The sequence below is a fragment of the Jeotgalibaca sp. MA1X17-3 genome (assembly GCF_021513155.1).
GTDB lineage: Bacteria > Bacillota > Bacilli > Lactobacillales > Aerococcaceae > Jeotgalibaca.
This window is the reverse complement of record NZ_CP090983.1, coordinates 839,352-863,159: the sequence shown is the minus strand read 5'-3', so window position 1 is coordinate 863,159 and position 23,808 is coordinate 839,352. Positions and strand designations below refer to the sequence as shown.

21 protein-coding genes and 1 pseudogene are annotated in these 23,808 nt (G+C 35.1%); 5 read left to right on the top strand and 17 right to left on the bottom strand.

What is annotated here, in order from left to right; all coding sequences use genetic code 11:
- Nucleotides 1–38: 38 nt before the first annotated feature.
- The 4 genes and pseudogenes from LZ578_RS04280 to LZ578_RS04265 all read right to left on the bottom strand — a co-directional run bounded on the left by LZ578_RS04280 (nt 39) and on the right by LZ578_RS04265 (nt 5,792).
- The gene (locus LZ578_RS04280) at nt 39–3,332 is read right to left on the bottom strand and encodes a DEAD/DEAH box helicase (RefSeq protein ID WP_235146092.1); all 3,294 of its coding nucleotides are present in this window, start codon (nt 3,330–3,332) and stop codon (nt 39–41) included.
- 64 nt (nt 3,333–3,396) lie between these two features.
- Nucleotides 3,397–3,933, bottom strand: a complete 537-nt coding sequence (locus tag LZ578_RS04275; protein ID WP_235146091.1) for a GNAT family N-acetyltransferase — start codon at nt 3,931–3,933, stop codon at nt 3,397–3,399.
- A 90-nt stretch (nt 3,934–4,023) separates the two neighbouring features.
- Complete coding sequence (locus tag LZ578_RS04270) at nt 4,024–4,455, bottom strand: GatB/YqeY domain-containing protein (protein WP_235146090.1); 432 nt, start codon at nt 4,453–4,455, stop codon at nt 4,024–4,026.
- Between the two features lie 72 nt (nt 4,456–4,527).
- Nucleotides 4,528–5,792, bottom strand: a pseudogene (locus LZ578_RS04265) (MATE family efflux transporter).
- Nucleotides 5,793–6,140: 348 nt separating this feature from the next.
- On the opposite strand from LZ578_RS04265, the gene manA reads away from it, so the two are divergent.
- Complete coding sequence (manA, locus tag LZ578_RS04260; RefSeq protein ID WP_235146089.1) at nt 6,141–7,100, top strand: mannose-6-phosphate isomerase, class I; 960 nt, start codon at nt 6,141–6,143, stop codon at nt 7,098–7,100.
- A gap of 45 nt (nt 7,101–7,145) precedes the next feature.
- Here the strand turns inward: manA and LZ578_RS04255 are convergent, their stop codons facing one another.
- From LZ578_RS04255 to trkA, 4 genes are all read right to left on the bottom strand, one after another.
- Entirely contained in the window at nt 7,146–7,607 is a 462-nt protein-coding gene (locus tag LZ578_RS04255) for a hypothetical protein (protein WP_235146088.1), read from the bottom strand.
- 199 nt (nt 7,608–7,806) lie between these two features.
- The gene (locus LZ578_RS04250; protein ID WP_235146087.1) at nt 7,807–8,577 is read right to left on the bottom strand and encodes a glucose 1-dehydrogenase; all 771 of its coding nucleotides are present in this window, start codon (nt 8,575–8,577) and stop codon (nt 7,807–7,809) included.
- A gap of 120 nt (nt 8,578–8,697) precedes the next feature.
- On the bottom strand, nt 8,698–10,143 hold the full coding sequence (locus LZ578_RS04245) for a TrkH family potassium uptake protein (RefSeq protein ID WP_235146086.1): 1,446 nt from the start codon (nt 10,141–10,143) through the stop codon (nt 8,698–8,700).
- Nucleotides 10,144–10,155: 12 nt separating this feature from the next.
- On the bottom strand, nt 10,156–11,508 hold the full coding sequence (gene trkA, locus LZ578_RS04240) for a Trk system potassium transporter TrkA (RefSeq protein ID WP_235146085.1): 1,353 nt from the start codon (nt 11,506–11,508) through the stop codon (nt 10,156–10,158).
- Between the two features lie 325 nt (nt 11,509–11,833).
- On the opposite strand from trkA, the gene LZ578_RS04235 reads away from it, so the two are divergent.
- Entirely contained in the window at nt 11,834–12,364 is a 531-nt protein-coding gene (locus LZ578_RS04235; protein WP_235146084.1) for a GNAT family N-acetyltransferase, read from the top strand.
- Nucleotides 12,365–12,449: 85 nt separating this feature from the next.
- A complete protein-coding gene (locus LZ578_RS04230; RefSeq protein ID WP_235146083.1) occupies nt 12,450–13,418 on the top strand; it encodes a Gfo/Idh/MocA family protein in 969 nt (322 codons plus the stop codon).
- A gap of 74 nt (nt 13,419–13,492) precedes the next feature.
- On the opposite strand, the gene LZ578_RS04225 is transcribed toward LZ578_RS04230, so the two are convergent.
- Nucleotides 13,493–14,326: a PRD domain-containing protein gene (locus LZ578_RS04225; RefSeq protein WP_235146082.1), complete on the bottom strand. Its 834-nt coding sequence runs from the start codon at nt 14,324–14,326 to the stop codon at nt 13,493–13,495.
- 163 nt (nt 14,327–14,489) lie between these two features.
- On the opposite strand from LZ578_RS04225, the gene LZ578_RS04220 reads away from it, so the two are divergent.
- Together LZ578_RS04220 and LZ578_RS04215 are read left to right on the top strand one after the other, a co-directional pair.
- Nucleotides 14,490–14,984, top strand: coding sequence for a PTS transporter subunit EIIC (locus tag LZ578_RS04220; RefSeq protein ID WP_235146081.1), 495 nt, complete (start codon nt 14,490–14,492; stop codon nt 14,982–14,984).
- A complete protein-coding gene (locus LZ578_RS04215; RefSeq protein ID WP_235146394.1) occupies nt 14,938–16,791 on the top strand; it encodes a PTS transporter subunit IIABC in 1,854 nt (617 codons plus the stop codon). Before LZ578_RS04220 ends, LZ578_RS04215 begins: the two co-directional genes overlap by 47 nt.
- Nucleotides 16,792–17,033: 242 nt before the next feature.
- Here the strand turns inward: LZ578_RS04215 and LZ578_RS04210 are convergent, their stop codons facing one another.
- The 8 genes from LZ578_RS04210 to LZ578_RS04175 form a co-directional block, all read right to left on the bottom strand.
- Nucleotides 17,034–17,666, bottom strand: coding sequence for a ThuA domain-containing protein (locus LZ578_RS04210; RefSeq protein WP_235146080.1), 633 nt, complete (start codon nt 17,664–17,666; stop codon nt 17,034–17,036).
- A gap of 158 nt (nt 17,667–17,824) precedes the next feature.
- Nucleotides 17,825–18,334, bottom strand: a complete 510-nt coding sequence (locus LZ578_RS04205) for an AI-2E family transporter (protein WP_235146079.1) — start codon at nt 18,332–18,334, stop codon at nt 17,825–17,827.
- A 72-nt stretch (nt 18,335–18,406) separates the two neighbouring features.
- On the bottom strand, nt 18,407–18,685 hold the full coding sequence (locus tag LZ578_RS04200) for a YkvA family protein (protein WP_235146078.1): 279 nt from the start codon (nt 18,683–18,685) through the stop codon (nt 18,407–18,409).
- Nucleotides 18,686–18,834: 149 nt separating this feature from the next.
- Nucleotides 18,835–19,713, bottom strand: a complete 879-nt coding sequence (locus tag LZ578_RS04195) for an aldose 1-epimerase family protein (RefSeq protein WP_235146077.1) — start codon at nt 19,711–19,713, stop codon at nt 18,835–18,837.
- Between the two features lie 72 nt (nt 19,714–19,785).
- A complete protein-coding gene (locus LZ578_RS04190; RefSeq protein ID WP_235146076.1) occupies nt 19,786–21,132 on the bottom strand; it encodes a TrkH family potassium uptake protein in 1,347 nt (448 codons plus the stop codon).
- Nucleotides 21,133–21,134: 2 nt separating this feature from the next.
- Nucleotides 21,135–21,791, bottom strand: coding sequence for a TrkA family potassium uptake protein (locus tag LZ578_RS04185; RefSeq protein ID WP_235146075.1), 657 nt, complete (start codon nt 21,789–21,791; stop codon nt 21,135–21,137).
- Nucleotides 21,792–22,234: 443 nt separating this feature from the next.
- The gene (locus LZ578_RS04180) at nt 22,235–23,176 is read right to left on the bottom strand and encodes an IS3 family transposase (RefSeq protein WP_235144867.1); all 942 of its coding nucleotides are present in this window, start codon (nt 23,174–23,176) and stop codon (nt 22,235–22,237) included.
- Complete coding sequence (locus tag LZ578_RS04175; protein ID WP_235144866.1) at nt 23,083–23,793, bottom strand: helix-turn-helix domain-containing protein; 711 nt, start codon at nt 23,791–23,793, stop codon at nt 23,083–23,085. Before LZ578_RS04175 ends, LZ578_RS04180 begins: the two co-directional genes overlap by 94 nt.
- Between the last annotated feature and the right edge of the window lie 15 nt (nt 23,794–23,808).

Here is a 23,808-nt window from a genome sequence, read left to right as displayed (position 1 = left end):
CTACCTTTATCACATAATGTGACATAGGTAGGTGAGCTTTAATCAGATAGAATATCCATTAATTCCTCTTTTGTCAGGCTTGTGATGGATTGCTTTCCATCTGTAATAACCTGATCGATTAATTCTCTTTTTTGTTCTTGCAACTCATTGATTCTTTCTTCAATGGTTCCTGTACAAATCATTCGAATAACTTGCACCATTTTCTTTTGCCCATAACGATGGACACGATCAGTTGCTTGACTTTCAACAGCTGGATTCCACCAAGAGTCATATAGAATAACCGTATCTCCACCAGTCAAGTTTAATCCCGTTCCCCCAGCTCGCAAGGAAATAAGGAACAAATCTTTTTCTCCTTCATTGAAGCGACTCGTTAATTCTAAACGTTCTAGGTTAGGAGTACTCCCATCCAAATAAAAATAATCTCGTCCCTCTTTTTTTAGTTCATTCTGAATCAATGCAAGCATTTGAGTAAATTGAGAAAATAGAACAACTCTTTTCCCATTTTCTCTGGCAGTTTTCAAGTATTCCAATAATCGCTCCAATTTGGCAGAGTTTCCTTTATAATCAGAATTTACCAATCTTGGATCACAACAAATCTGTCGTAAGCGAGTTAATCCTGCCAAGACTTTGATACGATTCTCATTGAGTGTACCTTTTTCCACCAGTTCAGCCGTTTCATTTTTAACCAATTTCCATTGTGATAAGTATAAATTCCTTTGTTCATCCGACAAACTAATATATTCTACGGATTCAACTTTATCTGGCAATTCAGTTAGTACTTCTTTTTTCAATCTACGCAATAAGAACGGACGTATTTTACGGATAATTTGCTCCATATCCATTTGTTTAAAGGCCTTTTGAGTACCGAATAATCCTGGTACAACAATAGAATAAATGGAATAAATTTCTCCTAATTGATTTTCAAGCGGCGTTCCACTTAATGCAAATTTATTTTGTGCATGAAGGAGTCGAGCTGCCTTTGTTGTTTTTGCAGTATTGTTTTTAACAATTTGAGCCTCATCAAAGAAAATACTTTTGAAGTGAACCTCTTCATATAATTCCATGTCACGGATTAAGACCGGGTACGAGGTAATCCATAAAGGAATATTTTCTTCTAATGCTTTTGCTACTGACTCTTCTCTTTCAGTCTTTGTGCCCGCAATCAAAATACTTTCTACACCTGGAATAAATTGTGTACTTTCTTTTTGCCAATTATAAAGTACACTGGACGGGCAAACGACTAGAATTGGTTTGGTTTGCTCTTCTAGAGAAGAAGCAATAAAGGTCAGCGCTTGGACTGTTTTTCCAAGTCCCATATCATCTGCCAAAATCCCGCCAAAGCCATATTTATCCAACGTTTTTAGCCATTGAAAGCCTTCGACTTGATACGGCCGTAGGTTTGCTTGTAATTTTTCAGGTAACGGATAATGGGTTTCTTCTACAGAATCTAGTTGCATAAGAAACTCGCGAATAGGATTCTTGAGCTCTGCCCGCTCCATCGTTTCTTCATTTAATGAAAAAACTTTATGAAGGGGGACATTCATTTCTCTTTTCACATCTTTTACAGCAATATCCATTTGCTCTAATGTACCTTTGTACTCTTGAAAAGCCCGATCTTGTAGATTGACTAATTTCCCGTTTGTTAGTTTTCTATATTTCCTTTTTGCCATCAGATCATGCATGATCCCTTGTAAATCTTCTTCTTCTATCCCCTCCATATCAAACGTGATTTGAAGGAGATTACTCTTCTTATCTAAATCTACTACTAGTTTAGGTTCCCAAGCAGGTGAATAAAGCATATGTTCTACGTTCGAAGAGGTATATACTTCCATCCATTCCTTTAAAACTGGAATTGCTTCAAACAGAAAACGATAAATTTCATCTGGTTGAGATAAAACAATACTAGAGTCTTCCATTTCAAAGTCAAATTCAAAATCATAAATGGCGTTGAGAATTTTCCCTTCTTTCTCCACATCCAATAATAATGTATCGGGTAGCTCCTGTTTATCTACTTGAGAAGCCATTGGCCTGTAGAACTGATCTCCATAATGAAATTCAATATCCATATATAGTGCATCATCTTGCCAGTCAAGAAGCATCTTCGCTAGGAGCGGTCTCTTTTGAAACTGTTCCTGAATTTCTTCAGTAATTTCAACTGGGAATTTTTGTTGCAAAGATGGAATGGTTTGAGTCATATAATCACGAATCATTTTTCGTGGAATTTTCAGTTCCTTTTCATCATTTTCCGCAAAAGCAGTTAAAACAGCTTCCAACATTAAAATCTCTTCGTCTGTTAAGTAGTAAAATTCATTTTCTTTTATAAGGATTTTTTGACTAGGATATAATAAAAAGGTATGTTCATTAGCATCTTTAATAGAGAAATGATAATCGTCCCCTTCACTTCCACTATCCTGTGTTAATTGAAGAGGAATAGGTAAAACAGCTTCCCCTTCCATATGGATGATTGGATTTTCAAAATTTTGATTATTGGTACCATCAGCTCGATGACGTAATTTCACTTTATAATACTCCATTTGTAATACTTTTAGCAGCATACTTTTTACAAAAATAGCTGGGATTTCCATCTCACTCTTGTTGCCACTGCGATAGGAGTAATAGTAGTAAGATTGAAAACGATAATCTTTTAATTCTAATAAAAGATGAAGCATCTCTCTATCCTTAGCTGCAATATAATGTTCTGCTGGATCATAATCAAAGTTCTTACCAAAGGCAATTGATTTTTCTTCTAAAAAGTAACGGGCATTTTGTTCAATGTCTTTTACTTGATAAAGTTTTTCCGTTCCTACTTTGATTCGTAAGGAACTTTCTTCTTCATTTTCTAATGCTTCAAACGAAAATTGATACTCAAAATTCACTTTTTTACGACCGGTATACCCTGTATGAGAATCAAGATAATCTGACATTTTATTTAAAAGGTAACGTGCACCTCGATATTCTTCGTTTTTAGGAACAGACACTTGGCTTTCACTACTAGCTTCTGTTAGTTTTTGAGTTTCCTGAGGGTTATTTTCTACTAGTTCATTATATTGAAGCATCGTTGCTACGATGTGCTTGCATGCTCCCATATACTTTTCAAAAGCAGGACATGTACATTCATAAGAAAGTGAATGATGGATTTGATCATTTATACATGCAACTTCATAGCTTTTGGAACCTTTTACAATCGTCTTAATCATTACGCTATTTTCTTGGTGCGTCAGTTTTAAAGAACCTACTCGATTACCACGAAACAAATTTTCGCCCTTTTGATAGGTTGCTTCACTGAAGGTCTCTTCCATGATTTCATTTTTAGGTATGATTTCAAAATTCATTTCTAGTATCAGCATCCTTATTTTTTAACTTCTCGTCATTATACCATATTCATCAATTTTACTCCTACCACTTCTCATTCCATATTCTTTCATATGCAAAGCGGAGATCATTATTTTCTAAATAAATATGACCGCAAAATTCAAATTTATTTTTCAATAAAGCTCGTTGCATCGTTTTATTTTCAGGATGGGTATCCATCCGCATACTTCCAAACCCTTTTGCTAGTGATTTTTCTCCAACTTTTTGTAAAAGTTGGCCCATTATTCCTTTGCCTAGATGATTTTCTGATACTGCTATTCGATGAATAACCGTATAGGGGTTCTTCGTCAGCCATTCTCCTTCTTTTATGGAAGAATATGTTGGATCGTTGTCAAAAAATAGAGCAAAAGTCGCCACAGGGGTATCTCCTTCAAAAAAAAGATAACTATTTCCTACCTTCATATCTTTTAAAATAACTTCTTCATTCGGATATCCATTTTGCCATTGGTCTACTCTCATGTTTTTAAGACGTTCTTTTCCATCCTCAATCATTTTCATAATAATAGGTAAGTCATTACGAGTTGCTAGCTGAATGCGGTACTCATGATTTTTATTGGTCAACGTTCTTCCTCCTACCTTATTTATACGTTAAAAAACACTCCCTACACAGATACATTCGTTAGTCTGTATGGGAAGTGTTTTCTTCTAAATTTATTTCCCTAGAAGCTCTTTCACTACTTGAGAGATCATTTTTTTCTCCGCTTTACCATTTAGTTCGCCTATGGCTAGTTTCATCGCATCTTTCATTGAAAGAGAAGGAACGTCTTTCAATATTAAATAATCTTGAATTTCTTCTTTGGTCATCATTTTGGGTAGATAAGAAGTGATGATTGCTAGTTTCTCACGATTTTCTTTTACTAAATCTTCACGATTTGCTTTTTCTGCAAATTCGATTGCTTCATTCGTTTGTTTTTGTTCTTTTAAAAGATAATTGATCGTCTCTTCTTCTGTCATTTCTTTTTGATGATCTATTTTATAGGTATCAAAGTGAGATTTTATAATTCGCAAGACATTTATTTTCAATGTATCCCGATTTTTTCTAGCTTGGATAAAATCCTTACTTACTTTCTCTTGTATATTCATTTTACTTCACTCCCTTTTCATTATTTTACCAAAAAAAAGTAAAAAATATTATATTTTTGCTTTGTTTAATTTTTAAGAAGCTTTTTTAGTTGCATGCAAAGCAACATTTTCCGCAGAAAGAGTTTTCTTTGCGGTAGCCCATAGTAAAATCCCTGCGGTGGAAGCTGAGATAATATCAGCTATCGGCTCCGAATAGTAAATCCCCCTTACTTCAAACCAATTTGGTAAGATCAAAGCTAAAGGAATCAAAATAATTACCTTACGTAAAAGAGCTAAGAACAACGATTTTTTTGCCTCTCCAGTTCCGACAAAGAACATTTGTGCAGTCATCTGAACACCAAACAACCACATTCCCCCCATAAATATAGGCAGTAAATCAATAATTACGTTAGTTAATTCAGGGTCTGTTGTAAAGATACGGGCAAATAGCTGTGGCACAATCAGAATAATTCCATAAAAAATTACCGTTGTTGCTACCGTAAGGAACAAACTTTTTTGACCGTTTCTTTTACACGATCCATTTTTTGAGCACCAAAATTATACGAGACAATTGGCTGAACTCCCTGAGTGAATCCTTGAATAGGCACAATCATCAGTTGCATCACACTTTGCATGATCGTCATCGCACCTACATGTAAATCTCCTCCATATCGAAGAAGTCCACTATTAAATACAATCACAACAGCACTTTGAGTAGCTGCCATAATGAAAGGTGAAATCCCCAATGCAATTGTTTTTTTCAATATTCCTTTATCAAAATGAACATACTCTTTTTTTATTCGAATAGCAGAGCGTTTTGAACGTAAGAAATGAATCACATAAAAACCACTTAACGCTTGAGAAATCACTGTAGCTAATGCTGCTCCTTCAACCCCCATACTAAATCCAAATATAAAAATTGGATCCAAAATAATATTCGTTACTGCACCAATTAATACAGAAAACATTGCGATTTTGGATTGACCTTGACTCGTAATAAACGTATTTAATCCTAATGCATATTGTACAAAAATAGTTCCTATTAAGTAAATACTCGTGTATCTATTTGCATAAGGGAAGGTTACATCACTTGCTCCAAAAATATATAAGATTGGTTCTTTAAAAATAAAGATTAGAATAGTCAAAACAATTCCTAGAATCGTTAACAAATAAGTTCCCGCACCTAAGATTCGCTCTGCCTCTTCATTATCTTTCCTTCCCATCGCAATAGCTGCTAGCGGAGCCCCACCACCTCCAACAAGCATACTAAATCCCGAAACAATAATTAGCAATGGTGCACTAACTCCTAAACCAGTTAAAGCTAACGCGCCAACTTCGGGTATGTGACCGATATACATCCGGTCTACAATGTTATAAAGAATATTAATTACTTGAGCAATAATAGAAGGCATTGCCAACGAAAACATTAATTTAGGGATATATTCTGTTCCCATCCGAGAATCTTTTACCTCTTGCAAACTGAACGACTCCTTTTCAATTCTATCTAGTTACATTTTATATAAAATAGATTCTAAAAATAGGTACTTCCACTATTATACGTCTTGTTTCGTTTGAAACCAATCAATAAATTAAAAAGTAGTGCTTCCTGTCTTTCATCCTATGAAATTTAAAACAATGTATTGTATAATAAGAATTAAGTAACCCTTTCAAACATTACTTTCTATTACATTCAAGAGGAGGATATTATGAGTGAACCATTATTTATGAACCCAGTGTTACAACCAAAAATTTGGGGTGGTACTAAATTACGTGATATCTACCATTACGACATTCCATCTAAACATACTGGCGAATGTTGGGCAATTAGTGCGCATCCAGATGGCGTAGCAACAATTGAAAATGGTGAGTATGTAGATATAGGATTAGATGTATTATTCCAAACTCATCCAGAATTATTCGGAAATCCAACTGTATCTGTCTTTCCATTACTAACAAAAATTATTGATGCTACAGATGACCTCTCCGTTCAAGTACATCCTGACGATGTGTATGCTTTTGAACACGAGGGAGAACAAGGTAAAACAGAATGTTGGTATGTAATTGATGCTGACGAAGGAGCAGAAATTGTCTACGGACATCATGCAAAATCCAAAGAAGAATTCGCAGATTTAATTGAAAAAGGCGAATGGGATACCTTGCTGCGATCCATAAAAGTAAAAGCAGGAGATTTCTTCTTTGTTCCAAGTGGTACCATTCATGCAATTGGTGCTGGAATTATGATTTTGGAAACACAACAAAGTAGTAATACAACGTATCGTCTCTACGACTATGATCGTATTGATGACATGGGCAAACAAAGAGAGTTGCATATCCAGCAGACTTTAGATGTTTCTACCATTCCTCACGTAGATCCGAAAAACGTAGGTCATACACAAGAGATTGATGACAACAAAATCACTACCTATATCCAAAGTGATTATTTTAACGTTTATCTTTGGGATGTTCATTCCACTCTTGATTTCGATAAAGTAGCTCCTTATGTTTTGGTTAGTGTATTAGAAGGTGATGGTAAACTTACTGTTGATAGCCGTGAATATCCTTTAACTAAAGGAAGACACTTTATTCTTCCAGCAACTGTTGAAAGTTGGAGTATAACTGGAAACTTGACATGTATGGCATCCACACCAGGTCCGAAGAACCGTTAATTTTATAGAAAAGCCCCGATATTTTTTATCGGGGCTTTTCTATACTCAATATTTATTTTTTCTAAATGATAAATTTCCGGATGCCGGTAGTAAGACTGCTCCAGCTAAAACTAAAATAACTGGATGGATCCTTATCATAGTGACTTGGAGGATAGGAATAGTAAACGTAAGGATGAACGCAAAGGTAATTATAACTATAGCGACGCTTAAAATTTGATAGATATTTTTCTTTTGAATTTTTTTAGAAGGTACTTTTTTTATAGCTACGAGTGTTATAAATACGATTAGCAGATATAAAAATAAATTACCAAAAGTGATATCTGTTCGCCACTGTGCAGAAGGACGTTCAAAGATACTTTCGATGAGTCCTCCAACCCCTTTGATAATCAGAAGAAATCCTGAACCGCCAATTACACCTAATAGATTCTGCTTGCTGAAAGAGAACATCTTTTTTTGTTTAGAAGGGAGTACCTCTTCTCTGCCATCTTCTTTTCGTTTCTTTTTCATTTCTATCCCTCCTTTTAAAATTTTTAATCTATTAGAATTACCTTTATCATAATCATTTTAAAGGTCTGCTGCAAGATAACCTCTATTAATAAAAAGAAGGGGCTGGAACAAAAGTCCCAGTCCCCTTCCTATTTCTTCACCATTTTCTTAAATGCAGAATAAAAGGCAAACCCTATGTCCCGCTCTTTTTAGCATAAAATCAATACGCACTCCATCCGCCATCTGCAACGATGGTTTGACCATTAATATAACTAGAGTCCTCTGAAGCAAGAAACACACAAATAGAAGCAATTTCTTCGACTTGTCCTGCACGTGGAATTAAGTTTGTAGCACGAATCGCTTGCTTCATACCAAATTGATCAATATTTTGCATTCTAGAACTAAAATCAGTTTGAATATTTCCTGGAGCTACCGCATTACAACGAATTCCTAGAGGACCATATTGAGACCCAATATTTTTCGTCATCCCAACAACTGCATGCTTGGCAGCTGTATAAGTTAATCCACCACGCCCACCTGTCACACCGGCCACAGAAGACATATTCAAAATAATACCGGCTTGATTCTTTTCAAAATAAGGAAGTACTTGACGAACACAACGCATAACACCCATTACATTAATATCCATCACACGATTCCATACATTATCTTCAACATTTCCAGCCGCTTGCATATTATCGCTGACACCAGCATTATTAACTAAAATATCTATTGTTCCAAAATGGCTCAAGGTTTCTGAAACCATTTTTTTAACATCTTCTTCACTGGTTACATTTACTTTTAAGCCTAGAGCTTCTCGCCCTGTATCTTGAATTTCTTTTACAGTAGTATTCAATGCTTCTTCATCGAAATCAACAATAACTACTTTTGCTCCTTCTTTTGCAAAAGATTTTGCAATGGTCTTTCCAATACCTGCACCACTACCTGTAATAATTGCTACTTTATCTAATAATCTATTAATTTCGAGCACTCCTTTATCTTAAAAAAATAAAATCAATATCTATTCTATATTATCATAGTTTTTTTCTAATAGACAAAATAATACCCTCTACTCTTCCTTTACAGAGTAGAAGGTATTATTAAAAGCTCATCATCTTTTCCATGTTTGAGGTAAAAATAGGATAATCATTGGAAAAATCTCCAATCTTCCCGCTAGCATAGTGAATGAGAGTAAAATCTTAGAAGGGTCACTCAAATCTACATAACTAGAAGTAGGACCAAATGCACCTAACCCCGGTCCAATATTGTTAAAAGTTGCTGTTACAGAACTAAATGCGGATAAGAAGTCTGGGGTATCCAATCCTATCACCAACAAGAGTCCCGTAAAGAGAATAAAGTAGACTACAATATAATTTGCAACGGTATGTTTAATTTGTTTATCTAAAGGTTTATTATCATATCGAATCGATACTACACGGTTCGGTTGAGCGATTCGTTTTACTTCTGAGCCTACTATTTTCCCCATCAAAACAATTCTAGAGATTTTCAGTCCCCCTGCAGTTGATCCTGCACTTCCACCAAAAAACATTAATAAAAGTAAAATCATTTGCGAAAACAAAGGCCACGTTCCAAAATCTGCTGTGGAAAATCCTGTAGTTGTAATTACAGAAGAAACAGTAAAGAATACATCTCGGAATAAAACACTTACGGAATCATAGGTTGAAAAAAGATTCAGACAAATCATGCTAATTGCAGCAAAAATAATTCCAAGGTACCATCTAAATTCTTCACTTTTGAAAGCATCTTTTGCTTGTCCAATCAACACCATGTAATATAAGTTGAAGTTCACTCCAAATACTAACATGCCAATTCCAATAACGTAATCAATATAGGCACTATCATACGAAGCTAAACTTCCATTTCGTACACCAAATCCTCCCGTACCTGCAACCCCAAACCCATGCAATACAGCATCAAATAGGTTCATTCCTCCAAATAAAAGTAAGATAATTACCATAACAGTCATCGATATATAAATAATATACAAAATCCTAGCTGTAGAAGATAGTTTAGAAACTAGTTTACCAAAAGTAGGTCCAGGAACTTCAGCTTTCATAATATATACAGATTCAGAGTCCATTTGAGGTAAGACAGCTAAAGCAAATACTAGAATCCCCATTCCGCCTATTAAGTGAGTGAAGCTTCGCCAGAAAAGCATGGAATGAGATAATGCTTCTACATCTGTTAAAATACTCGAACCAGTTGTACTAAATCCACTACTCGTTTCAAAAAATGCATCTACTAAAGAGGGAATATCTCCACTAATAAAAAATGGAAGAGACCCAAAAAAGGAAAAAAGAATCCAAGATAAAGCAACAATCACAAAACCATCTTTTGCGGTCATTCTTTTATTCTCCGGTTTCTTCCCATTAGAAATCAAAGCAATAACGGTTAACAAAATGATAACTATTAAAAAACTAGTTTTATATTGAATGGGCTCACGATAAATAAAACTAACTATTAAAGGAATCCCTAAAAGATATGCTTGTACTTGGAGAAGACGCCCCAATACATACCTTACCATTGAAAAATTCATGTTACTCCCCCTTTACTTCAAGATGTCATCAATACTACTGATGGTTTTATCCTTCGTAATAACAATGACTCGGTCATTTTCTTTCACCACATCTTGACCACCTGGGAATATTAATTTTTGATCTCTTACGATATATCCAATCAACAAATTAGGTTTGGTTTCTAATTTCTCTAAGGGAATATCTGTTGCTTTACTATTTTTCTTTATTTTAAATTGAATGGCTTCTGCTTGATTATCTGCAATTCGATATAATGCCTCTACATCTGAAACAGAACTAGCAGATAGGGATCGTACGAAACGTAAAATAATATTAGCAATCACTCGTTTTGGAGTAATGATGGACTCCATACCTAGTGTATTAAAAATTTTCAATAATAATTCACGATTTACTTTTGTAATGACTTTTTTCACTTTCTTTTGAGAAGCAAACATAGATGTGATGATATTCTCTTCATCGACCCCTGTTAATGAAAGAAAAGCTTGATAATTCTCTATTCCTTCGCTCTCTAGTACTTCCTGATCTGTTCCGTCCCCTAGAATAACTTCAACTTCAGGAAATACATCACTTAAGTTTTCTGCCACATCTAATCTTCGCTCGATGACTTTGATATCCATTTTATGACCCTTTAGCAGATCAATTAAATAGTAGGTAATTCTTCCACCACCGATAATCAATACTGATTGGATATTACTTTTATCTGGGCTTACTTTTTTGTAAAACTTACGAATAACGCGTTTATTTCCAAGTACATAAATATGATCGCCTCTTTGAAGAGTGTTCGTACCAGAAGGAATAATTGTATCATCCCCTCTTTTAATCGCACAAACTAAAATGTCGCCATAGATTGTCCTAAAATTACTCAGCGATTGATTTTCCAAACCACTATTCGGAGCTACCTCTATTTCAATCAAATCTACTTTATTACGAGCAAAAGACTGTAAACTTAATATAGTGGGAAATTTAATAATGCTAACCATATTTCTAGCTGCTTCCAGTTCTGGATTAATCATTAAATTAATTCCTAGACTTTCTCGCACAAAGTCCAGATGATAGGAATATTCAGGGTTACGAACTCGAGCAATCGTATATTTTGCTCCCAGTTTTTTTGCTAGAATAGCTGCCATAATATTTACTTCATCTTGTGGAGTAACTGCAATAAAAATATCGCAAGTCTTTACGCCAGCTTCTACCTGAATATCATAACTTGCACCGTTTCCTGCAATACCAGAAATATCATTTTTACTAATCAGGTCATCCAGTTTTTTAGGGTTCTTTTCAATTAAAATAATATCATTTGTTTCAGAGGATAGTTCCGTACAAAGGACCGAACCGACCTTGCCTCCTCCAGCAATTACAATTTTCATATTTGTGTGTTACTCCTTTCTAATTTCTTTATTTTTTCAAATAGATATCTATTATGAGTAAAGATTCTATTTCATCTTGTCACATGCTTAGAATTTCTGCAAGCAAAGGAAAACTCTCTATTTATATACAACAAAATATATTTCTTCTTGAAAAAGGCTGCAATGAAATTATCAATCAACCCTCTTCAAATTACAAGGTTAATCCTTTATATCTTTTAAAAAATATAGCTTTTATCTTTTTGGTTCTTTTCTTAAAAAAACTTTACAGAAATTCTGAATATTCGTATACTTACTATAATAGGAAAAGAATAGGAGAACTGCGGATATGACAGAAATAGAAATAAGGCAAGAAACGCCTGAAGATTATTCAACAGTTGAAAATATTGTACAGCAGAGTTTCTTAAATGAAGAATTCAGTGATCATTGTGAACATCTTCTAGTTAGACGATTGCGTGAAAGTTCCTCATTCGTTCCAGAATTATCTTTAGTAGCTGAATTTAATCAGGAAATTATCGGATATATTTTATTTACTGAAATCACGATTGGGGAACAAGTCTGCTTAGCTCTTGCTCCACTAGCCATCTTACCTGACTATCAAAACCATAAAATAGGTGGTAGTTTAATTAAAGAAGGACATCTTCTTGCAAAAAAATTAGGTTATCCCGTTTCTGTAGTGATGGGTCACGCTGAGTATTATCCGCGTTTTGGTTATATTCCAGCTAGTGAATTTGGAATAAAATCACCTTTTAAAGTTTCATCAGAAGATTTTTTAGCAGTTGAATTGTTACCAAATACCATTCAACACATTTCTGGTCTCGTCCAGTATTCTTCAGATTTCTGTAAAAAATCGGTGTGACCTTTCTTTTCTACACCTATAAATAAAAGCGCTATCCAATTGGATCGTACTTTATTAAATCTCAAAAGCTAAAGGAGAATGTTTTTTGTCAAAATTAAAATGGGGAATATTGGGTACTGGTCAGATTGCTCAAAGCCTTGCTGAAAATTTTTCGTCAGAAGTCGCTGAACTATATGCAGTCGCCTCTCGAAACAGTGAAAAAGCCAAACAATTTGCTACAAAAAATTCTATTCCTCACTCATATGGTGACTATCATCAGATGTTGAACGATCCATCTATTGATATTATTTATATTGCTACTCCACATAGTCACCATTACCAGTGGATCAAGGCAGCTCTACTGGCTGGTAAACATGTACTATGTGAAAAAGTAATCACCATTAATAAGGAACAATTGGATGAAGTAATCGAAATTGCTCATTCAAAAGATTTGTATCTTGCTGAAGCTATGACTATTTATCATATGCCTCTCTACTCAACCATCTCTCAGTGGATCAAATCTAATGACGTTGGCTCACTGAAAATGATACAAGTAATGTTTGGCAGTAAAAAAGAGCTTGATTCTGATTCATACTTTTTCAAAAAAGAATTAGCTGGGGGAGCTTTATTTGATATTGGCACCTATGCTCTTTCCTTTGCTCGCATGTTCCTTACTAAGAAACCAACTGAAATTAAAACAATTGGAAGTTTACATGAATCCGGTGTGGATGAGACTTCTGGAATTGTTCTGAAAAATAATCAACAAGAACTAGCCACCATTTCTTTAACATTCCGAGCCCGTATGCCTAAAATGGGAGTGGTTGCGTTTGAAAAAGGATACTTGACCATCATGAATTATCCACGTGCCTCAACGGCGGTATTTACCCATGACCATGGCAAGGAAGAAACCATACATGCTGAAAATCATGACCATGCTTTAAATTATGAAGTTGATGATTTTACAAACATGATTATAACCCAATCTGAAAATAAGTTTTTACAATATACTCTAGATGTAGTGGAGATTATGGATGTAGTTCGTAAAGAATGGGGATTAAAATATCCTTTTGAGTAAGGTTGTTTTTTAAAAAAATTAGGACAGAGAATAATTCTCTGTCCCTTTTTTTATCTATTCTATTATTAAAAAAGTTAATCATCATTTAAAAGACGATGAATATGGATCGTTAAAAAAGTAACTTCATCATCGTTTACTTCAAACTGGAAGTCTTTTTGGATAAACTGCTGAATAGCAGTCGCAATTTTATATTCTTTAGAAAACTGTCTTTGAATGGCCTGATTCAATTCTACATTTTGATCAACATTCATTTTTTTCACAATAATCCTTTGAGCAAGAGCTAGTAGATGTCGCAAAAAACGTTCATAAGCAAAAGAAGTCTCATCAATCGCTTTCCCTGTCTTGACGTGTATAATTTGTAGACTTGTACTAATTAAAGAAGTAATTTCATTCGTGTGCACCATATTTCCATCCATCTCCGCATTGATAATGTGCATGGCAATATGTGCTGCTTCATCAATTGGCATTTCTAAGTGCAATTCTTCTTTTATTAGATTAATTGCATATTGACCAACATCAAATTCTTCCGGAAACATTTTTTTTATCCAAAATGTTAAGTCATTACGTAAAGGAATATTCTTTTCGAAACGTTCAATCGCAAAGTCAATATGGTCTGTTAGTGAAATAATCAGATTTTTGTTGAACTTTTTAGAAATTTGTTGGTATGCATAGTCAACTACTTGAGAACTGATCGATATAGATTCTACATTCACTTCCAGAAAAAGTTTTTTCAATTTAGCCGAAGAAGTTGCCGTGTCCATCCGAAATATTTTATCAACTTTAGTGGGATCAATCACACTTCCAGGTTTTAGTTGCCATCCTATCCCCTTTCCCATCACAATGATTTCATGTCCCGTTTCATCAGTTGAACTTACAATATTATTATTCATAATTTTGATTGCAAGCATGATCTGGTACTCCTATCTAGTATTATTTACATCGTCCATGACTCTATTTATTGATTTAAATCCTATCATATCACTAAGACACTATCAAGTTCTTAGATTATCGGTGGAAGGGATTGCAATCATTTTAGTAATATGATAGTATGATATCAATTGAAAAACGGGCTTGTTACGTTCATTCGGCAAAACCCAAATCAACTTTTATGGGATTTTTATATCCATTTTAAGTGGTTTGGGTTTTTTTGTCGGAAAAAATGAGGGTATAAAAGCTCAAAAAAATATAAAAGAGGTGGAGAAAGTGAAAGATAAGATTTTTGGTGTCATGCAACGAGTCGGACGTTCCTTTATGTTACCGATAGCTATTTTACCTGTTGCTGGTTTATTTTTAGGGATTGGTGGTTCGTTTACAAATCCTACTACGCTTGAAACATATGGACTGACTAACATTATGGGTGAAGGAACGATTCTAAACAATGTCTTGACCGTAATGAACGATGCAGGGGATATTGTTTTTGCAAACTTGCCCTTAATTTTTGCCATTGGATGTGCCATCGGTATGGCTCGGTCTGAAAAAGGCTACTGCAGCTTTAGCGGCAGGAATTGCGTTTTTGATTATGCATTCTTCTATTGGTGCTATGATTCAAATCCGCGGAGGCGCTGATTTATTTTTAGAAGGTTCTGTAACAACGGTTTTAGGTATCGAATCACTTCAAATGGGTGTATTCGGTGGTATGATCGTTGGTTTAGGTGTTGCTGCACTTCATAATCGCTTTTATAAAATACAGTTACCATCCGCTCTTTCATTCTTTGAAGGAACACGTTTTATACCTATTATTTCTTCCATTGTATTTTTATTTGTTGGAATTTTAATGAGTTTTGCTTGGCCACCTGTTCAAAGTGGAATTTATGCAATTGGAAATCTAGTACAAAATTCTGGTTATGCAGGGACATGGCTCTATGGATTTATGGAACGGCTCTTAATTCCATTTGGTTTACATCATGTTTTCTACTTACCTTTCTGGCAAACAGCTGTTGGGGGAACCATGATGGTTGGAGGACAATTGATAGAAGGAGCTCAAAATATCTTCTTTGCTCAATTATCTGATCCAACAACAACTGTATTCAGTGTTGAAGCAACACGCTTCATGTCTGGGAAATTCCCGTTGATGATTTTTGGTTTACCTGGTGCTGCTTTAGCAATGTACCGTTTGGCTAAACCTGAAAACCGTAAAGCAGTTGGTGGACTACTTACATCTGCAGCTTTGACTTCCATGTTAACTGGGATAACAGAACCACTTGAATTTACATTCTTATTTGTTGCAACTCCTCTTTATGCAGTGCACTCTATGCTCGCCGGACTTGCTTATATGTTGATGCATATTTTCAATGTTGGTGTAGGAATGACTTTCTCTGGTGGATTCATTGACTTGTTCTTATATGGAATCTTACAAGGGAATGCAAAAACGAATTGGATTTGGGTTGTTTTCGTTGGAATAGCTTACTTCTTCTTGTACTATTTCTTATTTACTTTCCTAATCAAAAAATTCAATTATAAAACTCCAGGTCGTGAAGATCAAACAAGTGAAGTTAAATTATATACACGTGCTGATATGAACGATAAAAAAGGAAAATCATCTGAATCTGATACGGTTATTGAAACAGAAGAAGATGCTTTATCGGCATCCATTATCTATGGTTTAGGTGGAAAAGATAACATCGTTGATTTAGACAGTTGTGCAACTCGCTTGAGAACAACCGTTTCTGAAGGTTCAAAGGTAGACCTTGATCTACTGAAATCAATCGGTGCTTCCGGGGTTGTTCATAAAGGAACCGGAGTTCAAATTATTTTCGGACCTAGAGTTTCCGTAATTAAATCTAATCTAGAAGAGTTTTTAGAAAGTGGTAAAGCAGACCGCTTACCTACTAAAGAAGACTACTACACTCAAACAAAACAAAATCCTCAGCCTAAAGAAGAAGTTCCTGCTGATACGAAAGAAACAGTAGAAACCAATCAAGTTGAAACACATATTGTTTCTCCAATGTCAGGGAAAATTGTTCCATTAAGTGCTGTATCTGATGTTGCATTTTCTAGTGAAGCGCTAGGAAAAGGGTTCGCAATTGAACCAACGGATGGTCATGTTTACTCTCCAGTTGATGGAAAAATTGTTATGATATTTGATACAAAACATGCAATTGGACTAACTACTGAAGACGGTGCAGAAATTTTAATTCATATTGGACTTGATACAGTGAATATGAAAGGACAAGGATTTACTGTCCACGTTGAAGCCGGTGACCAAGTGAAAATCGGAGATCCTTTAGTGGATGTAGATTTAGATGCTATTAAAGAAGCTGGTTATGAAACAGTAACCCCAGTTGTAGTAACGAATACTACTAATTATTCAACTTTCAACTTGTTGAAAGAAGGAACTGTCACGGAAGGCGAAGAAGTCTTTTCTATTCGCTAATTAAATTTGATTTTGTTCACAATATAAAAACAGGACTAAGAAACTTTCTTAGTCCTGTTTTTTATTCATTTAAATAGTTTTATCGCTTAACCATAACCATGAATTTTTTATCAAAAAACTTTTGGTTATGAGATAACGAACGTATAAAAGTTAGTATCACACCTTTTGTAGAAAAGTAATCTAATAAAGAAGGATGTCCTTTTCTTTATCTATCATCTTTAATCTATCTCTTCATTCCTATTTTATTTACTTGTTACCCACTCCAATGCTTGGAGGAACAATTTTTGTAGATCTCCATTCACGTAGCCTTCTTCCGAGTGAGTAGGAGTCAAGCAGATTATTCTACCCTCTCCTGCTTGATGGCGCCAACCGGCAATTGATTCTCCTTCTGAAGAACTACTTTTAAGGAATATTTCTGTTTCCTTTTCTTTTACTTCAACAAAATAGTGTTCATCAGAATATCTAAAAGAAAGAGTACCAAAGTCAGGAGCATACCCGTCGAATGAAATCATTGTATGATGCTCAGGATGATGGAGAAATTTCCCTTTGATCAAATTCTGATAGCGAGAATTTTCTGGGTAGGACGATAACCCAGAGTGTAGTACAAATAAGTTTCCACCTTTTTCTACATAAGTAGCGATAGATTGGTCCAACTCATCCGTTAACCATTTCTGCTGGTCTTCTTCCTCAGGCTCTCTTCGATTTTCTTTACTTATAATGAGTACATCAGGTTGCTCTTCTAAATGCTCTTTTAAATTCTCAATGGATGTATCATTGACCTCAGCTCCGTCTATCTTTTTTGTTGTGCTTTGAATAAACGCTAGAAGTTGATCATGTGAATGATAGTAGTCACCTAATAATGTTAAAATTTTCATAGTATCTCTCCTATTCATCGTATTTAAAACGCTCTCATAAACTTACTACTACTTTATGTCTCTTTCTTTTCTTAGTCAATTAATCCGATCATTTTTTTCATTCTTTTGCAGATAAAACAAACCCACAGAAATCCTTCTGTGGGCAATCAAACTATTTATTATTCATTATAAAAAGGATTTCGGTCGGTAGGAGGACTACTTTGAAATGACTTCACTTCCAAGACTGCCTTTAGTACGATTGTTATGACTGCACCTAGAACTGCACCGATTGGACCAAAAATGAGCATACTTATCACGGTAGCAAGAAATGTATAGATAGGACGAACACCAATTGATTTACCAGTGATTATTGGTTCAGCTACTTGACGAACCACCACCATCACAATATAAAGTAGTCCTATTTTCCATGCAATCGTTGTGTGTCCCATGAGTAAATGAATCACTGCCCAAGGTATCATTACCATTCCACTTCCTAGCACAGGAAAAATATCTACGATTGCAATCCCTAAAGCTTTTAAAAACCAAAAATCTACCCCAATCATAAATAAACCGATTGATAAAATGATGAGACTTAAAAATGCTAATTTAAGCGTTGCTTTTAAATAAGCGAACAATCCTTTCGTAACCGAATGTATGATTTCTTGAAAGTAATAACGAAATTTGTTCATGTCAGATTTCCTTTCTTATCATTTATTTTTATAATAACAAATCCAGCTACAAAAAAATTGCAGCTGGATCTATTAAAGATTTTTTTGTTTTGTTGTAATTTCTTCTTGTTTATCATTCTTTGAATTCAGCATTCTTTCCGCAATGAAAAGTAAAATTGGTAAAATAATATCATCAGCATAGCCGATTGCAGGAATAAAGTCAGGAATAAGATCGATTGGACTGACAATATAAAGTAAGATACCTAGTACAACCCATTTCGTTTTTCGATCTGCTTTAGAATCAAAAAGAGAAATAAAAAGATTTTTTATTTTATAATTCGAATGTTTACTTCCTTTTTTTGTGGTTTCCATTTTTTTAACTTCCTTTCATTCATAAAAGAAATTCTATTTGTATAACCTTTATTTTACAGGATGTCTTAATAGAATCAATCAGTCTAAAGAACCATTTTTTTAAATAAAAAAAACATCACTATCTTTAGATAGCAATGCTTTTTAAGAATTTAAAATAATTCAATCACGTAGGAATGATGTTTCTTTTCAGTTGGATTTAAAAGATGAATTCCTTCTTTATCCGAAAGTTCCCCAACTTCTCCAAAAACATCCGCAATTCCATCAAATGGTTCGATACATAAGAATGGAGCTTCTGTTTCTTCTTTTGTCCACAGACAAAGGTAAGGAAACTCTGACATATGTAAACGAACCCCATGTTTTGTTTTCTCTGAAGATAAGGTTACTGTATCAACTGCTGATTGCGTATCAAGTAGCATACTACCTTGAAACAATTCACGCTTCAATGCTAATTTCCCATTTTCAAGTTCTTCTACTGCTTGTTTTTTCCCACTACGATAAGGTCCTGGATCTACTTCCATCATTTCCAGAGAAAGCGCCGGTTCAATGGATAGAGAATAGTCTTCGAACGATCCTTTTCCTCCTAGTGGAACATTAAATGCCGGATGTGCTCCTAAAGAATATGGCATTCTTGTCTCAGAAGTATTCTCTACAGAATAATCAATCGTTATCGAATGTTCCGAAAGCGTATAGGTAGCTTTCAAAACAAAATCAAAAGGATATTGTTTTTTTGTATTTTCATTTTCCTTTAACACCAAAACTGCCTTTGAATCAGTTGTTTCCTCTATTTTCCAATCTTCTTTTCTTGCAAAACCGTGTTGCATCATATCAAAAGTTGTACCGTTATGTGTATACTGATTATTATTCAAACGTCCTACAATAGGAAAAAGAACAGGAGATCGTCCGTTCCAAAATTCAGGATTTCCATCCCAAAGGTAGTCTAACTCAGCGTTCTTATTAAAGATACGTTGAATTTCTGCACCCATTGTCGCAATTTCAATCTTCAAATATTCATTTTCAAGAGTAATCATTTTTATTCCTCCTATTTTGTGAAGCTCCTCTCATTATAGAGCTCCTCTTTTATACTGTCCATCTCCTATCCTTTACCCGATAAATACATCTTCTTTTGGATAACGAATAAACGTTTCTTTTTTACGCGCTAAAATGGATGCAATGGTAAGACTACCAATTCTTCCCGTAAACATAATCATCATAATGACTATTTTTCCAGTTGTAGATAAATATGGCGTCAATCCCATCGTTAATCCAACTGTTCCAAAAGCAGAAACTACCTCAAATAGAATTTCCATAAAAGAAGCTTGTTCCGTTAGCATTAATATAAAAGTACCTACAAAAACAAGTGACATACTAATGATTGTGATTGTTAGCGCACGTAAGATAGCTGTATCTTTAATCGTTCTTCCAAATATGGATGTTTCTTTTTTACCACTCAATACAGTTAAAGGCGTTAGTAATAATACGATAAACGTACTTAACTTGATTCCACTCCCTGTGGAAGCACTGCCTGCCCCAATAAACATTAACAACGTCGTCAACAATAAGGTTGCGGGATAAAGTCCCGAGATGTTAACAGAATTAAATCCTGCGGTACGTGGAGTTAGCGCTTGGAAATAGGAAGCTAACAGCTTTCCTCCTACTGATAGATTGCCTATTGTTTCTGGATTGGAATACTCCATAGAAAAAATTAAAAGAAGAGCAATCGTGTTCACTACGAATGTACCAACAATCATTATTTTAGAATGGAGTGATAATACCTTAAACTTTCGATGATGCCAAACGTCTAGTAATACAGTAAATCCAATTCCTCCTAATAGAAATAAGCTCGTGATTGTAAGGGTTACAATCGGATCTGATTGATAAGCAGATAGGTTATCCGACCATATGGAAAAACCAGCATTATTAAATGCAGCAATGGTATGAAACAGACTTACAAATGCTCCTCTTTTCCATCCAAATTCAGGAATCCATCGCAATGATAATAGAATAAAACCAATTCCTTCTATTCCTAATGCAAAAACAATTAAACCGCGAACTAACTGAACGAGTCCACCAGTCGTATTTTGATTGAAGGACTCTTGTATTAGCATTCTTTGCTGCATTCCCACTTTTCGTTTTAATAATAAAAAAATAGATACCGCAAAAGTCATGAGTCCTAATCCACCTAGCTGCATTAAAACCATGATGACGGACTGTCCAAAAATAGTAAAAGCAGTACCGGTATTCACAACAATCAATCCTGTAACGGTTACAGCTGAAGTTGCCGTAAATAGGGTGTCAAACCATGATATCGGTTGCGTAGTGGCAAAAGGCAGCTTTAATAGGAAGGTTCCTATGATAATTAATAAAAAGAAACCAGAAGCGATTCGTGCAGATGGATTCAATTTTAGAAAAAGTGTCTGTGTTCGTTCTACTTTCGAAGTTTTTCTCATAATTAAAGACCTTTCTCTTCGAAAATTAAAATATCTTCATTGCTTCCAATCACTAGTATAATGTCTCCTGCCCACAATTGATCTTTTGGTGCTGGAGCAATATTCATATCTCCATTACGTTTAATAGCTAAGATCGTACAATTATAGTTAGCGCGAATATCTAATTCACTAATAGATCTACCGGATAATTTTTCGGAAACATTTAATTCTGAGATACTGTACTCATCCGATAATTCTATATAATCTTCTAATTTATCGGATCGGATTTGGTTTGCAATTCGTATTCCCATGTCCAATTCGGGTTGAATGATTCGATCTGCTCCAATTTTTGCTAACAATTTTTTATGATTTTCATCCTGTGCTTTCGCAAGAACATTTTTGACTCCCAATTCTTTTAAAAGTAACGTGCAAAGAATGCTTGCTTGAAGATTATCACCGATTGCTACAACTACGTAATCAAAATTCTCTACGCCAATTGATTGCAGAACATTTTCATTCGAAGCATCCGCAACAATTGCTTGTGAACTAAACTTAGAAAATTCTTCTACTTTCATTTCATCAATATCAACTGCTAAAACTTGGTGTCCTAATTCATATAATTCTTTACAGACACTTCCACCAAATCTACCTAGTCCAATTACTAAAAATTCTTTATTCATATTTCTCCTCATTTCTATCATAAAGTAGATTATACCATTTGTCCTAACTTATACTCTACTTTTCTATTTATTTATAGTATACCGAACTCTTCTTCATATGAAAATTCAAATTTTTTTCCTAACTAAAACCTACAATTTTTTGTTTAATTTATATGTAAGATATAAATTGACTTCCCTTGTGAATAAGGTTACGATATTCGATGATGACCATATAAGCGGTTTCAATGGGATGTATCCGTATTTTAAAAAAAGAAGATCCATCCCTATGCCATCTGTTTGTCACACCATGATTTACCTATCTAAATATTAAAAAAAGGAGAAAGAAAAACATGACAAAAAAATTACGTAGTCCCCTTCTGAACTGCCCCCTGTCAAGTAGACAGGTAAAAAAACAAATTGTTTTAGACCATGCATGTAAAAATGTGTGGTCTTTTTTGTAGCGTTTATGCAATCATTTGTAGAATCTTCTCTTCCGTAGGAATCGTTAACCCCATATTCAAAGTGACGCGTTCATTATTGAAGAACGCGATGTATGCCTTGATTTTCTGGTCTAAGTACGCTGATGTGTCAAACGTATCCAGGTTAAACATCTCCACCTTGAGCGTACCCCAAAAGCCTTCCATAGGGCCGTTGTCAATACATTTCGAGACGCGGGACATACTATGGATGATCTCGTGATTTTTAATCGTCTGGTTAAAAGCATGGGAGGTATACTGGGAACCGCGGTCGCTATGGATCAGGGTGGTTTCAGGCTTTATATCACCCAAAATCTGCTTTAGTGTATCCAGTACTAACGGGTTGTCATTGCGGTGACTGGTTTTATAAGCCACGATTTTCTTTGACCCAAGGTCATAAATGGCGCTCAGGTAACGTTTCGTCCCGTTGGTCAACCGAAACTCCGTGACATCAGTCAGTAACTTCTCCATGGGATGCTCTGCGTGGAACTGACGGTTTAACAGATTCTCCGCTACATGTACGGCCTTGTGTGGCACATAGTTCTTTCTCTTCCGACGGATGACTGCTGCTATCCCCATGATTTTCATTAAGCGATGGATACATTTGTGATTCACTTCTGCTCTTCTAAAGAAGTTTAGAAAGATGGTCATTCTCCGGTAGCCGTAAATTCCTCCAAAAGCCTCATGGATCTCTTTAATCGCTCGCATTAATTTTAGGCGCTTCAATTCGGCTTCTGAAGGCTCACGTTTCAGCCATTTGTAATAGCTCGATCTGGCAATGCCCAGTATATCGCAAAGATGGGTAATCGGATATTTATGCTTTAATTCTTCAATAGTCAGATATTCCGCTTCTTGTCTGACTCCTGAGATTTGAGACTCCCAGCGATCTTTCGGCGCTTTTTTAAAGCATCGTTCTCCATCTCCAGCCATTTGTTTCTAGCTTTGAGTGTCTCTACTTCTGCTTTCAAACGTTCTTCCGCTGTTTGAATTTCTGTGGGCTTCCCGCGGCCCCGGTTGTCTTCCAGACCTTTCGGTCCATGCTTTTTGTATTTGTTCACCCAGGAATAAATGTTATTGTAACTTACCTGGTTTTTCTCCGCTGCTTCCTGATAAGTCAGGCGATTGTCGATGTAGTCTTCTACAATTTTTAATTTTTCTTCATATGTTTTTTTGATACCCGTCATGTGGTACACCTCAGATTTCGGAGAATACGTCTCATTCTCTTTTCCTTCAGTATACCGGTTTACCCATTTATTTACCGTTATTTTCGACGGAATGTTATATTTAATGGCTAAGTATGAAAAGCCGTAACCCGTCTGTAGATATTCAGCCACAATTTTCTGCTTGAATTCTTTCGAATAACTGCGGTAATTCTTTTGGTAGCGGATCCCTTCCATGCCATGGTCCTGGTACCGATGGACATAATTCATAAAAGTGGTGTTAGATAGTTTTAGATGGTGCTGATCGACAAGCGTTTGATAAGGAACACCCTTCAGGTGTAAACCAATGAAATGTAACAGTTCTGCCTCGGTATGTTTTCTAGCCATAGAAAAAAGCCCCTT